Raw genomic sequence first — 14,395 nt, 5'->3', positions numbered from 1 at the left:
ACCACGCCGGAGGCCAGCTCCGGCCGGTCGGCGACGCTCGGCCCGGCCGGGGCGCCGTCGGGCAGGCCGTCCGGGCCGGGCGGCAGGTCGGCGGCGGTGACGACGGCGTGCACGCCGGGCAGGGCGAGCGCGGCCGAGGTGTCGATGCCCTTGATCCGGGCGTGCGGGTGCGGCGAGCGCAGCACCGCGCCCCACAGCAGCCCCTCGGCCCACAGGTCGGCGGCGTACGGGTAGATGCCGAGCGCCTTGGGCAGGGCGTCGCTGCGCAGCGGCGAGCTGCCGAGCCCGAACGGCACCGGCGCGCCGGGGCCGTCGCCGTCCTGCTGGAGTGCTGCGCCGATGTCGGTAGGCGACGTCATGATGCGTGGTCGTCCTCGGGGAGCCGGATTCCGTGGGCGGGGGTGGCGCCGTACGGGACGCCGGCCGGGGCGCCGCCCTCGACCGGGGTGCCGTGCGGGGGCGCGGGGACGTACGGCGTGCCGTGCGCGGGCGTGCCGTCGAAGGCGGGGCCCGGCACCGGGGTGCCGTGGGCGGGGGTGGGCTCGTAGACGGGGGCGTCGTAGCCGCCGTCGTAGCCGGACTGCTGGGGGTAGCCCTCGGGGTAGCCGGTGCCGGGCAGGTAGGTGCCGTGCGCGGGGGTGGCCTGGTACGCCGACTGCTCGGGGTAGCCCTGCGGCTGGTAGTAGACGTGGTCGTCGGCCGCCGGGGCGGGGCCGCCCGCGGTGTCGTACACGCCGGTGTCGTACACCCCGGTGTCGTAGCCGCCCTGGCCGTCGGCGCCGTACGGCAGGCCCTGGCCGGGGACGGCGGCGGCCGGCTCGTCGGCGGGCGGCTGCGGGACGTGCTCGATCCAGGCGTCGGCGTCGGTGTAGACGGGCGGTTCGGGGGCGGGTTCCTGCGCGGGCGCCTCGGCCGCCGGCTGGGCCGGCTGCCCGGCGGCCCCGTCGGCAACGGGTGCGGCAGCGGCGGCGGCCTCCTCGGCGAGGGCGGCCTCCTCCGCCTCCTCGGCCTCCAGGGCGCGCGCGTCGGCGACGCTCTGGACGGCGGCGAGGACCCCGCGGTAGCCGGTGCAGCGGCAGAGGTTGCCGCACAGCGCCTGGCGGGCCTCGACCTCGGTGGGCCGGTGGTTGCGCTGGAGCAGGTCGTGCACGGCCATCGCCATGCCGGGCGCGCAGTAGCCGCACTGGACCGCGCCGGACTCGGCGAGCGCCTGCTGGACGTCGCTCGCGCCGCCCTTGGCCGACAGGCCCTCGACGGTGTTGATGTCGCTGTCCGCGGCCAGCGCGGCGGGCACCAGGCAGCCGGCCACCAGCTGGCCGTCCACCTGCACCGAGCAGGCGCCGCACTCGCCCTGCTCGCAGCCGTCCTTGGCGCCCGCCAGGCCGAGCCGCTCGCGCAGCACGTAGAGCAGGCTCTCGCCGATCCAGGCGTCGGTGACGGGCCGTTCGAAACCGTTGACCCGCAGGGTGTAGGACGCGCAGGGCCGCAGCTCACGGCTGACCTGCGGGGAGAAGCCGAGCGGGTCGGCGTCGAGGGTGTCGATGGGTTCTGTGGTCACTTCAGCGCCCTTCCCAGTGCCCGGCGGGCCAGCACCGACACGGTACGCCGCAGCCGGACGGCGGCCGCGCTCGGCCCCTCGGTCACGGCCTCCCAGGCGCCCTCCGCGCCGTAGCCGTCGGGGACGCACGCGGCGGCGACGTACTCGCCGAAGGCGGCGGTCGCGGCGGGGTCGATCTCCCGGCTGCCGTCCCAGTCGATGCAGCCGGCCACCCAGGCCTCGGCCTCCAGCGGCCGCAGCGGCACCGGCGCGACGGCGCCGACGGCGCAGCGCACGGACCGCCGGGCGGGGTCGAGGACGAGGGCGACGGAGGCGGTGGCGCGGGCCGGGCCGCTGCGGCCGGTCGCCTTGAGGAAGACCTGGGGCGCGTGCAGCAGCGGGACGCGCACCCAGGTGAGCAGTTCGCCGGGGCGCACCGGGTCGAGGCCGGTGAGGAGGTGACTGACCGGCACCTCGCGGCTGCCGCCGGCCCGGGCGAGTGTGGCGGTGGCCTCCAGGGCGGTGAGCACCGGGAGGGTGTCGCCGGCCGGGGCGGCGGTGACGATGTTGCCGCCGAGGGTGCCGACGTTGCGGACCTGCGGGGGTCCCGCGGTGCGGGCGGCGTCGGCGAGGGCGGGGATCAGCGCGGCGAAGTCGGGGCGGTCCATCCGGGCGTGGGTGAGCCCTGCGCCGAGGACGGCGGTGCCGCCGTCCTCGTAGCGCCAGCCGCGCAGTTCGGTGATCCGGCCGAGGCCGACGAGGGCGGCGGGGCGCAGCCGGCCGGCGTTGACGGCCTCCATCAGGTCGGTGGCGCCGGCCACGGGTACCGCGGCCGGGGCGGCGGCCAGCGCGTCGACGGCCTCGTCGAGCGAGGCCGGCAGCATGATCGTCCGGTTCACCTGGGTCCCACCGTGCTCCACTTGCTCATCGATCGCCTGCCGCCCGCGGGCCTTCGGCCGTGGTGTCCGCGTCGGCTGCCCGGCCTGGCCCGTAGGGTACGGGCGATCGGGCCGGGTTGGGCAACTCTGGCACACAATGCTCGATGATCATTTCGGGACCGGTGAACGGGACTGCCCGTTTGGGACGGATACCGGGCGGTATCTGCCCCGGCCCGGGTCGGACCGGGGCAGATGTTCATCTGTTCTTGACGTCGGACGGCCGTCCGGAAGTTCCCGGTGCTCCCGGTGTGCCGGGTGGTCCCGCGCGCCCGGCGCGAACGCTCACCGGACGGGCGGCGGACCGTCGATCGGACGGCCGGCCACCCCGGGCCGGCGCTGCCACGGGTGCGGGCCGCCGGCCGGGCGGTACTCGACGCCGAGCGCGTCCAGGACTTCGAGGTGCGACTCCAGCCTGCGGGCGAAGGCCGGGTAGTCGCGCTCGGCCGGCTCGGCGGGCAGGTCGGACCAGGCCACCTCGGCGAAGGCGGCGAGCCGCGGGAAGGCCCGGTAGTCGACGTCCCTGGCGGTGTCGGTGAACTCGCTCCACAGGTTCGCCTGGGTGCCGATCACGCGCCGGGCGGCGGCCTCGTCCAGTTCCTTGGGCACCGGCTCGAAGCGGTACACGTCCTCCAGCGTGCGGACGAACCCGACCGGGACCGGCTCGTCCGGGCCGTCCGCCTGCCGGTGGTCGAGGTAGACGTGCTGCTCGGGGCACATCACCACGTCGTGCCCGGCCCGCGCGGCCGCGATCCCGCCGCCGAAGCCGCGCCACGAGGAGACGGCGGCGCCCGGTGCGAGGCCGCCCTCCAGGATCTCGTCCCAGCCGATCAGCCGCCGTCCGCGCTCGGCCAGCCAGCGGTCGAAGTGCCGGATGATCCAGCTCTGCAGCTCGTCCTCGTTGCCGAGGCCGAGCTCGCGGATGCGCGCCTGGGCGGCGGCGCTGTCCTTCCACTGCTCCTTGGGGCACTCGTCGCCGCCGAGGTGGACGAACTCCGACGGGAAGAGCTCCAGGACCTCCTCCAGCACGCCCTCGAAGAAGCGCAGCGTCGCCTCGGAGGCGTTCAGGACGTTGTGGCTCACGCCCCAGTCCGTCCACACGCCGAGCGCGGCGGTGTCCACGACGTCGGTGTTGCCGAGCTCCGGATAGGCGGCCACGGCGGCCTGGGTGTGGCCGGGCAGGTCGATCTCCGGCACGACGGTGACCCCGCGCCCGGCCGCGTACGCGACGATCTCACGCAGGTCGTCCTGGGTGTAGAAGCCGCCGTGCGGACGGTCGTCGCGGCGCCCGGCGCTGCGGTAGCCGACCATCGAGCGCTCCCGCCACGCCCCGCGCGCCGTCAGCTCCGGGTACCGCTTGATCTCCACCCGCCAGCCCTGGTCGTCGGTCAGGTGCAGGTGCAGGACGTTGAGCTTGTGGACGGCCAGCAGGTCGACGAAGCGCAGCACATCGGCCTTGGGCAGGAAGTGCCGGGCGACGTCGAGCAGCGCGCCACGCCAGCCGAACCGCGGCGCGTCCGCGATGTCCGCGCCGGGCAGCACCCAGCCGGTGCGGCGCAGCGGGGAACGGCGGAAGGCGTCCGGGCCGAGCAGCCGGCGCAGCGTCTGCGCGCCCCACAGCGCGCCCGCCGGGCCGCCCGCGGTGATCACCGCGTGGCCCGGGCGGACCGCGATCCGGTACGCCTCGGCGGCCAGCGCCGCGTCGTGGACCAGTTCGACGCCCGCCCCGGGAGCGCCCGGGTCGAACGGCAGCCCGGTGGCGGCGGACAGCGCCGAGCGCAGCCAGCGCGCGGCGTCGGCCAGCGCGGGCGGGGCGGTCAGCGTCGTGGCGTCGTCGAGGGGGAAGTCCTCGCCCGGGCGGCGGACGGCACTCGAGGGTGCGGGAATGAGGTCCATTGCGACATCCTGCCCGCGCCCGGAACGATTGGCATAGACCACTGCGGAAACGCCGCACCATGCAAAACGGCGTGGTGCAGCGCCCGCGCGGGCCTACTTGTCGTCGTCCCCGCCCTGCGGCTTGCCGATGCCGTCGTAGATCTCCTTGCACATCGGGCAGACCGGGTACTTCTTCGGGTCGCGCCCGGGCACCCACACCTTGCCGCAGAGCGCCACCACGGGGGATCCGGAGAGCGCGCTCTCCATGATCTTGTCCTTCTGGACGTAGTGCGCGAAGCGCTCGTGGTCGCCGTCCCCGTGGGACACCTGCGGGACGGGCTCGACCAGGGTGCCGGTGCCGAGGCCGCGCTCGGGCTCAAGAGTGCTCATGGGTGCCAAGTCTATGGGCGCCCCGGGAAACCGGGCCAGTGTCGCACCGGCGGCCCCCTTCGTCAGTTCAGCGTCGGGTCGTCCGGGTAGGTCGCCAGCAGTGCCAGCGGGCCGCGCTGGCGGCGCAGCACCGAGCGCCACAGCCGCTCCGGCTCGGGACTGGAGATGTCCCCCGGCTCGCAGTCCACCAGGTACCAGGCGCCGCTCTCGATCTCCGCCTCCAGCTGCCCGGGCGACCAGCCCGCGTACCCGGCGAAGATCCGCAGCGCGCCCAGCTCGCCGGCCAGCACCTCGGGCGGCGCCTCCAGGTCCACCAGCCCGATCGCGCCGTGCACCCGCCGCCAGCCGAGCGGCTCGCCGGTGCCGGGCTCCCCCGGCGCGACCGCCAGCCCGAGCGCCGAGTCCAGCGCCACCGGCCCGCCCTGGAAGACCACGGCCGGCTGCCCGACCAGCCGCCCCCAGCCGTCCAGCACGCTGCCCACCTCGACGGGCGTCGGCCGGTTGAGCACGACGCCGAGCGCCCCCTCGTCGTCGTGGTCGAGGAGGAGCACCACCGCCCGGGCGAAGTTCGGATCGGTGAGCACGGGCGTCGCGACGAGCAGACGGCCGGTGTGGGACCGGCCTCCGTGCGAATGGGCCGCCGTCATGCCACACATGATCCCGCAGAACGGGCGGGCGCGGACACCGCAACACACGAAACCTCGCCACGCCGGACGAACACCCGTACGGGCGTATCGGCGGGCGCTCGAACCCCGGGAGAGAGCACCATCACGGGAGAGGCGCAAGGGAACCAACCGGACGCCTACTACCATCTACGGATGGTGGACGCCCTTACACGGTGCCGACTCGGTTTCGCCGGGGGCCCGAACGCGCCCGTCTGACCGGTCCACCACCGGCTCGCAGGAGCCCATCCCTTTTTCCTCTGGCACCCCGGATTGCGAGAACGATGACCGACGACGTCCTGCTGGTCCACGGCGGAAACCCGCTCGAAGGCGAGATCCGCGTCCGCGGTGCGAAGAACCTGGTCCCCAAGGCCATGGTCGCCGCCCTCCTCGGCCAGGGCCCCAGCAGACTGCGCAACGTCCCGGACATCCGCGACGTCAAGGTGGTCCGCGGCCTGCTGCAGCTGCACGGCGTGACCGTGCGCACCGGCGACGAGGACGGCGAGCTGATCCTCGACCCGTCGCACGTCGAGAGCGCGAACGTCGCCGACATCGACGCGCACGCCGGCTCCTCGCGGATCCCGATCCTGTTCTGCGGCCCGCTGCTGCACCGCCTCGGCCACGCCTTCATCCCCGGCCTCGGCGGCTGCGACATCGGCGGCCGCCCGGTCGACTTCCACTTCGAGGTGCTGCGCCAGTTCGGCGCCAGCATCGAGAAGCACCCGCAGGGCACCTACCTGGTCGCCCCGCAGCGGCTGCGCGGCACCAAGATCGAGCTGCCCTACCCGTCGGTCGGCGCGACCGAGCAGGTCCTGCTCACCGCCGTCCTCGCCGAGGGCGTCACCGAGCTGCGCAACGCGGCCATCGAGCCGGAGATCGTCGACCTGATCTGCGTCCTGCAGAAGATGGGCGCGATCATCACCCTGGGCACCGACCGCACCATCCTGATCACCGGTGTGGACGAGCTGGGCGGCTACACCCACCGCGCCCTGCCGGACCGTCTGGAGGCCGCCTCCTGGGCCTGCGCGGCGCTCGCCACCAAGGGCGACATCTACGTCCGCGGCGCCCGCCAGCTGGAGATGATGACCTTCCTCAACACCTTCCGGAAGGTCGGCGGCGCCTTCGAGGTGGACGACGAGGGCATCCGCTTCTGGCACCCGGGCGGCGAGCTCAAGGCGATCGCCCTGGAGACCGACGTGCACCCGGGCTTCCAGACCGACTGGCAGCAGCCGCTGGTGGTCGCGCTGACCCAGGCCACCGGCCTGTCCATCGTCCACGAGACGGTGTACGAGTCGCGCCTCGGCTTCACCGGCGCGCTCAACCAGATGGGCGCCCACATCCAGCTCTACCGCGAGTGCCTCGGCGCCACCCCGTGCCGCTTCGGCGCCCGCAACTTCCTGCACTCCGCGGTCGTCTCCGGCCCGTCCAAGCTGATGGGCGCCGAGCTGGTCATCCCGGACCTGCGCGGCGGCTTCTCGTACCTGATCGCGGCGCTCGCGGCCGAGGGCACCTCGACCGTCCACGGCATCGACCTGATCAACCGCGGCTACGAGAACTTCATGGAGAAGCTGCGCGACCTCGGCGCCCACGTCGAGCTGCCCAGCGAGCAGCTGGTCGACGCCTGAGCGACCCGCTCCGGCAAACGGCGAGAGGCCGGGCTCCCCGCGGGGAGCCCGGCCTCTCGGGCGTTCAAGGGGTGGCTCAGGCGCCCTTGGCGGCTTCCTTGAGCTTGGAGCCCGCGCTCACCTTGGCGCTGTAGCCGGCCGCGATCTGGATCGGCTCACCGGTCTGCGGGTTGCGGGCGGTGCGGGCAGCGCGGTGGGTGCGCTCGAAGGTCAGGAAACCGGGGATGGTGACCTTCTCGTCGCCCTTGGCGACGACCTCGCCGACGATCTCGGCGAAGGCGGCCAGAACGGCGTCGGCGTCCTTGCGGGTCACCTCGGCGCGCTCGGACAGCGCGGCCACCAGCTCACTGCGGTTCATGTGTACTCCTGTGGTCTGTTCGCTTGCGGTGTGCGGGGGCCCATCGGTGCTCCCACCGGGGGGCACCCGGATGGGCCGCAGGTCCGCACACTGTGCTCATGCAGGCAATGCGTGGTCGCAGGCCGGGTCCGTACCCGATGCCGCGCGCCGGAGCCTTCGAAGGCCCGCCCGCCTGCCTGGATACGAATCCTGCCCCGACCGGCCCCGAGAAAGCCAATCGGGCCCCGGCCGAGCCACTCGAACGTCGCCCGCCCGTCGGAGGTGTGACGCTCCGTCGGCTCCGGCGGACCGGGAGCGGGCGGCGGTCGGGACGACACGCCGGAAGACCAGGGGGACGTTCCGTACTTGTCGGACACGCCTGCCCCGTGCAGGGCTACCGTACGCCCTAGGACTGACAAGCCCAAACACGCCCCTCGCCCTTGTGTCGCAAGGGTTCGGGGCGGGCTTGGGCGGGTACGGGCGCTATTCGGTCATTTGACCGATCCGCGGCACCGCCGCGGGCTCCCCCGTCAGAGCTTGACGGTGGGGAAGGAAGCCGTGTCGAGCGTGCCGACGATGCCCGGGGTCGGACGGGCCGGGGCGAGCTCGCCCTGAGCCCCCGCCAGGGCCGCCTCGCGCACCGCGGAGGCCACCGTCTTGGCGACGTCCTTGTGGAAGACGCTCGGGATGATGTAGTTGGCGTTCAGCTCGTCGTCGGCGACGGTGGTGGCCAGCGCCCGGGCGGCGGCGATCATCATCTCGGTGTTCACGGTGCGGCTCTGGGCGTCCAGCAGGCCGCGGAAGACGCCCGGGAAGACCAGCACGTTGTTGATCTGGTTCGGGAAGTCGCTGCGGCCGGTGGCCACCACGGCGGCGGTCTGACGGGCGATCGCCGGGTCGACCTCCGGGTCCGGGTTGGCCAGCGCGAAGACGATCGAGTCCTCGGCCATGGTGGCCAGGTCGTCGCCGTCCAGGACGTTCGGGGCCGAGACGCCGATGAAGACGTCGGCGCCCGCCACGGCCTCCTTGAGGCTGCCGGTGCGGCCCGAGCGGTTGGTGTGCTCGGCGATCCAGCGCAGGCTGTCGTTGAGGTCCTCGCGGCCCTGGTGGACCACGCCGCGCACGTCCGCGACGGTGGCGTGCTCGACGCCGGCGGCCAGCAGCAGCTTGAGGATCGCGGTGCCGGCGGCGCCGGCGCCGGACATCACCACGCGGATGTCGGCGATGTCCTTGCCGACCACCTTCAGCGCGTTGGTGAGGGCGGCGAGCACCACGATCGCGGTGCCGTGCTGGTCGTCGTGGAAGACCGGGATGTCCAGGGCCTCGCGCAGCCGGGCCTCGATCTCGAAGCAGCGCGGCGCGGAGATGTCCTCCAGGTTGATGCCCGCGAAGCCGGGGGCGATCGCCTTGACGATGGCCACGATCTCGTCGGTGTCCTGGGTGTCCAGGCAGATCGGCCAGGCGTCGATGCCGGCGAAGCGCTTGAACAGGGCCGCCTTGCCCTCCATGACCGGCAGCGCGGCCGCCGGGCCGATGTTCCCGAGGCCGAGCACCGCGGAGCCGTCGGTGACGACGGCGACGCTGTTGCGCTTGATGGTGAGGCGGCGGGCGTCCTCGGGGTTCTCGGCGATCGCCATGCACACGCGGGCGACGCCCGGGGTGTAGATCATGGAGAGGTCGTCACGGTTGCGGATCGGCAGCTTGGACGACATCTCGATCTTGCCGCCGAGGTGCATCAGGAAGGTCCGGTCCGAGACCTTGCCGATCGACACGCCGTCGATCGCCCGCAGCTTCTCGACGATCTCCTCGCCGTGCGCCACCGAGGACGCGGCGACGGTCACGTCGATGCGCAGCGCCTCCAGGCCGGAGGCGGTGACGTCGAGGCCGGTGACCGATCCGCCGGAGGACTCGACCGCCGTGGTGATCGCGCTGACCGCGTTGCCCCGGGCCGGGACCTCGAGCCGCACCGTGATCGAGTTGGAGACACTTGGCACCGTCGCCATCGACGCTTCCTTCTTCCGTCCATCGGCAGGTTCAACATTTTGTTGAAGGCATCACCTGCGCATGCTAGACCTCGATCGTCGCACCTACCAGGGCGTAGCCAGAAATAACGTTCATTGAGTGTGCGGAACCCACAAGAGGCCGCCCGGCGGCCGACAACGGGCCCGCAACTTCTTGCCTCTCCGGGCCGATGCGTTACATTGGACGGGACACCGGCTCGATCCAAGCCCCCGGGCCCAACCTTCGTCCCTCAGAGGGACCACTTGCCGCGAGGCGAGCATGGCGGGTCGGTGTCGTCAACGTCTGAAGGCCCCTCACCATCCGGTGAGGGGCCTTCTTCGTGCCCGGCGGACCCGCCGTCAGCCGCGCGTCAGCCGTGCAGCAGCGCGGGCACGCCGGCCGAGTCCGGCAGGTCGTCCGGGCCGGACAGCACGGTCAGCCGCTGGGTCGCGCGGGTGAGCGCCACGTAGAGCACCCGCAGGCCCGCCTCCGACTCGCCGGCGATGCCGGTCGGGTCGGCCACCACGGTCGCGTCGTACTCCAGGCCCTTGGCCTCCAGGCTGCCCAGCGGCACGACGCGCTCGCCCAGGCCCTCGGCCCAGCCGGCCGCCTCGGCCCGGCGGTCCATCGGCACCACGATCGCGACGGTGCCGTCCACCTCGGACAGCAGGCGCTCCAGCTCCGCCCTGGCCGCCGCCCCGAAGGCCGCCGGCGCCGGGTCGGTGACGGCCGCGAAGCGCGGCTCCACCCCGACGTGGCGCACCGCGCTCGGCGACGGCGTACCCGGCGCGGCGAGCGCCAGCACCTTGGCCGCCACCTCGGCGATCTCGGCCGGGTTGCGGTAGTTGACGGTCAGCGTGAACCGGCGGCGCTGCTTGCCGGACAGCACCTCGTCCAGCGCGGCCTGCGCCTCCTGCGGGAACGGCCAGGAGGACTGGGCCGGGTCCCCGACGATCGTCCAGGTCGCCATCCGGGCCCGGCGCCCGATCATCCGCCACTGCATCGGGGTGAGGTCCTGCGCCTCGTCCACGATCACGTGCGCGTACTCCTTGCGCTCCACCGGCTGGCGGTCGCGCTGGCGGCTGCTGCGGTCGGCGAAGGTGGTGACCTCCTCCAGGCCGGACAGCAGGTCCACCGCGTCCACCTCGCGCACCTTCGGCCGGGCCGGCTCGCCGAGCAGCACCTGGAGCTCGTCCAGCAGCGCGACGTCGTGCGCCGACAGTGCGCCCTCGCCGGCCGCCGACAGGTGGCGCCAGGACGCGGCCAGCAGCCTCGCCTCGTCCGGGGTGACGGCGCGGCGGGCGATCCGGTTGGTGTGGCGCGCGTGCTTGAGCGTGCCGAGCACCTTGCGCGGGGACAGCGCCGGCCACCAGGCGTCCAGGAAGTCCAGGAACGGCGCCTCGTCCGAGACGTACTCGTCGAAGGACTCCTTCTCCTCCTGGCGCTGCTCGCGGGCGTAGTGGTCGGTGGGCTTCGGCAGGTGCCGGGTGGCCTCCTGCCACAGCGCGTCCAGCAGCAGCCGGCGGGCGCGCGGGCGCAGCAGGTTCAGGGGCGTGCCGCCCGAGCCCACCACGTTGCCGCGGACGGCCTTCAGCCGGCCCGCGTCGAGCTTCAGCACCTCGCCGCGGGCGACCACCTTGAGCTCCTGCGGCGCGCCCAGTTCCAGCGCCGCGCGGGCGGCCCGGCGCAGCAGCTGCACCATGCGGCCCGAGCCCTTGACCCGGGCGGCCTCGGGGGTGTCGTAGGTGCCCGCCTCGATGCCGTCCACCAGCGAGCCGACCGCGCGGATGGCGACCTGACCCTCCTCGCCGAGGGAGGGCAGCACGCCCTCGGTGTAGGAGACCAGCAGCGGGGTCGGCGAGACGACCAGGATGCCCCCGGCGTAGCGGCGGCGGTCCTGGTACAGCAGGTACGCGGCGCGGTGCAGGGCGACGGCGGTCTTGCCGGTGCCGGGGCCGCCGGTGACGAGCGTGGCACCGCCGGCGGCGGCGCGGATGACCTCGTCCTGCTCCTTCTGGATCGAGGAGACGATGTCGCGCATCGAGTGGCTGCGGGCGCGGCCGAGCGAGGCCATCAGCGCGCCGTCGCCGACCACCGCCAGCTCCTCGCCGCCCAGGGTGGGGGTGAGGTCGGGGCGCAGCAGGTCGTCCTCGACGCCGATCACCTTGCGGCCCTTGGAGCGGATCACCCGGCGGCGGATCACCCGGCCCGGCTCGACCGGGGTGGCGCGGTAGAACGGCGCGGCGGCGGGCGCCCGCCAGTCGATCACCAGCGGGCCGTACTCGGCGTCCAGCACGCCGAGGCGGCCGATGTGCAGGGTCTCGGCCACCGCCGGGTCGGCCGGGTCCAGCGGGGTGTTGGAGGGGATGCCGTGCTCCTCCGGGGCGTCGGCCCGCTGGAGGTCGATCCGGCCGAACAGGAAGTCCTCGAACTCGTTGTTGAGCCGCTGGAGGTGCGCGCCGGCCCGGTAGACCTGGGCGTCGCGCTCGGCGAGCGCGCCGGGCGTGCCGACCTGGACCCGCTTGGCGGCGTCCTCCAGGATGTACTCGGCCTCGGCGAGCTTCTCCTCCAGCCGGTGGTAGACGGTGTCGAGGTGCTGCTGCTCACCGGCGATCTCGCGCTCGCGCACGGTCTCGTGGTCGGTGGCGGGGGTGGTGTCCGTGTTGCTCTGCATGGCCTCGGTGGTTGCGGCGGAATCCGGCTCCGGAAGACGAGCGGACGGATGATCCTACGCCCCGGTCGGCGGAAACGTGAAGGCCGCCCTCCGCAATGCGGTGGACGGCCTTCACTTGTGAACATGGGGTGGTGGAGATGCCGGGAATCGAACCCGGGTCCAGTGGAGTTAATTCAGGGCTTCTCCGAGCGCAGTCCGCTGTGCTTTTCTCGGCCCTGGCGGTCACACGGACAAGCCGCCAACAGGCCCAGCTGCTGTTTGATTTCCCATCCACCCCCGCAGCCCGGGCGGACGGTTGAGTTCCCTAGATTATGCCAGGGTCCGGGTCGGGAACTCCCCGGTCTGACACCCAAGCGCTATCGGTGCTTATTAGGCAGCGAGAGCGAACTGCTGGGAATCGCGCTTAGAGTTGGCGATTATTTTTTTGCGACACGTGGTTAACGAGATCATTGCCGCGTTCCTCGGCTCGCTTCCCCTGTTTCAACATCCCCTGTCGAAACCGATCATCCCCATGTTTTGTTGAGAAACAGCTCGGACGGTGACCGTCCGTGTTGCTGGCGCCATAGTACGCGAGGCGACGGGCGAGGGTCCAGCGGATTAACCCTGGCGCCGTCGGGCCGCGGCCACGGCGCGTGCCGTCTCGCGGGTGTCCTGCTTCTCGCGCAGCGTCTGGCGCTTGTCGTACAGCTTCTTGCCGACCGCGAGCGCGAGTTCGAGCTTCACCCGGCCGTCCTTGAAGTACAGCGAGAGCGGGATGAGCGTATGGCCCGCGTCGCGCACCTTCGTCTCGATCTTGCGGATCTCCAGCTTGTGCAGCAGCAGCTTGCGCTTGCGCCGCGCGGCGTGGTTGGTCCACGTCCCCTGGGTGTACTCGGGGATGAAGACGTTGTCGATCCACGCCTCGTGGTTCTGGATGTACGCGTAGCCGTCGACCAGGTTGGCCCTCCCCTCGCGCAGCGACTTCACCTCGGTCCCGGTGAGCACGAGGCCGCACTCGTAGGTGTCGAGGATCGAGTACTCGTGTCGCGCCTTCTTGTTCTGCGCGATCAGCTTGTGTCCGGTTTCCTTTGCCATAGCGCCGTCATTCTCGCACTTCGGGCCCGCCGGGGCAGCCCCTTTAGGCGCGGGTGCCGAGCCCGGCGAGGACGCGCAGGGCCAGGGCGTCGGCGTCCTCGGAGCCGGGCGCGGGGACGTCGGGGGTGAGGCCGGTGCCGTCGAGGGAACGGCCGGCCGGGGTGTAGTAGCGGCCGACGGTCATCTCCAGCACGGCGCCGTCGGCGAGCCGGCTCGGCTGCTGGACGGTGCCCTTGCCGAAGGTCCGCGCGCCCACCACGACGGCCCGGCTGCGGTCCTGGAGCGCGCCGGCGAGCAGTTCGGCGGCGCTCATCGTGCCGCCGTCCACCAGCACCACGAGCGGGCTGCGCTGGTCGCCGCCGGCCGGGGCGGTCAACTCCCTGGTGTCGCCGCGCTCCTGGTACGAGCCGACCGCGCCGCCGTCCAGGAAGGCGCCGGCGGTGGCGACGGCCTCGTCGACCAGCCCGCCGGAGTTGCCGCGCAGGTCGAGCACCACGCCGGTGTGCGCGGCGCGCAGCGCGGCGCGCACCTGCTCGGCCACGCCGGTGGTGAAGGCCCGCACGACGATCCGCAGCACGCCCTTGTCCAGGTGCTCCGCGGTGACCTGCTGGCTGTCCAGGAGGGCCCGGCGCAGCCGCAGTTCGCGCGCCTCGCCGTCGCCGCGCCGGACGGCGAGGGTGACCTCGGAGCCGGCCCTGCGCTCGCCGCCCTGGCCGCGCAGCCGGGCGACGACCTCGGTGACCGGCAGGCGGTCGGCCTGGTCCTCGTCGATCCTCAGCAGCCGGTCGCCGGGGGCGATCCCGGCCGCGGCGGCCGGACCGCCCGGTGCGACCTGGGACACCTCGGTGACGCCGTCCTCGCCGCGGCCGACCGACAGGCCCACGCCGAGGTAGCGGCCGTCCAGGCCCTGGCTGAACTCCGCGTACTCCTGGGCGCTGTAGTACGCGCCCCAGCGGTCGCCGCTGGCGCCGAGCAGGTGCTCGGCCTGCTGCTCGGACAGCGCGGTGCCGGCCGGGTCCGCGGTCACGCCGGGCACGACGGCCGCGGGCCTGGCGGTGTCCGCGGACGGGCGGCGCGGCGCCTCGCTCGGGTCTCCCCAGGCGCCGGTGGCGGCCCCGGCCAGCAGCACGGCGCCGAACACCATGCCGAGGGTGGCCACCTGACGTGCCCTGCGCGGAGTTTGCAGCATGGCATCGGAGTGTAGACACCGCGCCCGGCGCGGCGGGCCGGAACGGCCGAGCGCGGAACGGCGGCGGCCCCGGACGGCGCAGTGCCGTCCGGGGCC

10 protein-coding genes, 1 other RNA gene and 2 pseudogenes are annotated in these 14,395 nt (G+C 73.4%); 1 reads left to right on the top strand and 12 read right to left on the bottom strand.

From position 1 onward, the window contains the following. The 6 genes and pseudogenes from AB0O00_RS16635 to AB0O00_RS16610 all read right to left on the bottom strand — a co-directional run. Positions 1–359: pseudogene (locus AB0O00_RS16635) on the bottom strand (oxidoreductase); the annotation flags it as partial. Positions 360–1,030: 671 nt separating this feature from the next. Further along, positions 1,031–1,477 (bottom strand): annotated as a pseudogene (locus tag AB0O00_RS16630) ((2Fe-2S)-binding protein); the annotation flags it as partial. A gap of 77 nt (positions 1,478–1,554) precedes the next feature. Continuing rightward, complete coding sequence (locus tag AB0O00_RS16625) at positions 1,555–2,421, bottom strand: FAD binding domain-containing protein (protein ID WP_363652353.1); 867 nt, start codon at positions 2,419–2,421, stop codon at positions 1,555–1,557. A 336-nt stretch (positions 2,422–2,757) separates the two neighbouring features. Further along, complete coding sequence (locus AB0O00_RS16620) at positions 2,758–4,368, bottom strand: beta-N-acetylhexosaminidase (protein ID WP_363652351.1); 1,611 nt, start codon at positions 4,366–4,368, stop codon at positions 2,758–2,760. A gap of 93 nt (positions 4,369–4,461) precedes the next feature. Further along, positions 4,462–4,737: a DUF3039 domain-containing protein gene (locus AB0O00_RS16615; protein WP_030059739.1), complete on the bottom strand. Its 276-nt coding sequence runs from the start codon at positions 4,735–4,737 to the stop codon at positions 4,462–4,464. Between the two features lie 62 nt (positions 4,738–4,799). Continuing rightward, the gene (locus tag AB0O00_RS16610) at positions 4,800–5,384 is read right to left on the bottom strand and encodes a YqgE/AlgH family protein (RefSeq protein ID WP_363652349.1); all 585 of its coding nucleotides are present in this window, start codon (positions 5,382–5,384) and stop codon (positions 4,800–4,802) included. A gap of 299 nt (positions 5,385–5,683) precedes the next feature. On the opposite strand from AB0O00_RS16610, the gene murA reads away from it, so the two are divergent. Next, complete coding sequence (murA, locus tag AB0O00_RS16605; RefSeq protein WP_363652348.1) at positions 5,684–7,024, top strand: UDP-N-acetylglucosamine 1-carboxyvinyltransferase; 1,341 nt, start codon at positions 5,684–5,686, stop codon at positions 7,022–7,024. Positions 7,025–7,100: 76 nt separating this feature from the next. Here the strand turns inward: murA and AB0O00_RS16600 are convergent, their stop codons facing one another. The 6 genes from AB0O00_RS16600 to AB0O00_RS16575 all read right to left on the bottom strand — a co-directional run bounded on the left by AB0O00_RS16600 (position 7,101) and on the right by AB0O00_RS16575 (position 14,299). Continuing rightward, entirely contained in the window at positions 7,101–7,382 is a 282-nt protein-coding gene (locus AB0O00_RS16600) for an HU family DNA-binding protein (protein WP_030059737.1), read from the bottom strand. 509 nt (positions 7,383–7,891) lie between these two features. Continuing rightward, positions 7,892–9,364, bottom strand: a complete 1,473-nt coding sequence (locus AB0O00_RS16595) for an NAD-dependent malic enzyme (RefSeq protein ID WP_363652346.1) — start codon at positions 9,362–9,364, stop codon at positions 7,892–7,894. Between the two features lie 368 nt (positions 9,365–9,732). Further along, on the bottom strand, positions 9,733–12,036 hold the full coding sequence (locus AB0O00_RS16590; RefSeq protein ID WP_363652344.1) for a UvrD-helicase domain-containing protein: 2,304 nt from the start codon (positions 12,034–12,036) through the stop codon (positions 9,733–9,735). 129 nt (positions 12,037–12,165) lie between these two features. Beyond that, positions 12,166–12,547: a transfer-messenger RNA gene (ssrA, locus tag AB0O00_RS16585) on the bottom strand. Positions 12,548–12,633: 86 nt separating this feature from the next. After that, the gene (gene smpB / locus AB0O00_RS16580; RefSeq protein WP_363652342.1) at positions 12,634–13,110 is read right to left on the bottom strand and encodes an SsrA-binding protein SmpB; all 477 of its coding nucleotides are present in this window, start codon (positions 13,108–13,110) and stop codon (positions 12,634–12,636) included. Positions 13,111–13,153: 43 nt separating this feature from the next. Beyond that, complete coding sequence (locus AB0O00_RS16575) at positions 13,154–14,299, bottom strand: S41 family peptidase (protein ID WP_363652340.1); 1,146 nt, start codon at positions 14,297–14,299, stop codon at positions 13,154–13,156. Between the last annotated feature and the right edge of the window lie 96 nt (positions 14,300–14,395).

The sequence above is a fragment of the Kitasatospora sp. NPDC093558 genome (genome assembly GCF_040683475.1).
Classification (GTDB): Bacteria; Actinomycetota; Actinomycetes; order Streptomycetales; family Streptomycetaceae; genus Kitasatospora.
Note: the sequence above shows the minus strand (reverse complement) of the source record. Positions and strands in the feature narration are given on the sequence as shown.